Origin of the sequence: Shewanella sp. T24-MNA-CIBAN-0130, assembly GCF_040310185.1 — a bacterium.
Taxonomy (GTDB): Bacteria; Pseudomonadota; Gammaproteobacteria; order Enterobacterales; family Shewanellaceae; genus Shewanella; species Shewanella psychromarinicola.
Window position 1 is genome coordinate 1 of record NZ_JBEOPP010000593.1, and the last position, 232, is coordinate 232.

Consider the following 232-nt stretch of genomic DNA (forward strand, 5'->3'; position numbering starts at 1 on the left):
GGCTAGAAAAGAGCGCAAGTGACAGATTGTTTTGCTTCATCGTCTGAACAAACGGCCGCATACGCGTCTGGATTTTGAAGCAGTGCGTAATGATCATCTGAATCTCTGCATTGGGCGAGAAAAGCCTCATGTCGTTGGTTATAATTCGCTCTTGTTATTTCATAGTCAACTTTTGAGTCGTCACCATCAAAGCGCTCTTCGGACGCTTCTACTTCTTTCCTATTAATACGAT

At 43.5% G+C, this 232-nt stretch carries 1 protein-coding gene; it reads right to left on the bottom strand.

Features of this window, described 5'->3' with window-relative positions:
* Positions 1-2 precede the first annotated feature (2 nt).
* Positions 3-232: hypothetical protein (locus AAEZ02_RS23630; protein ID WP_351125696.1), on the bottom strand; the 230-nt coding region annotated here is incomplete at its 5' end.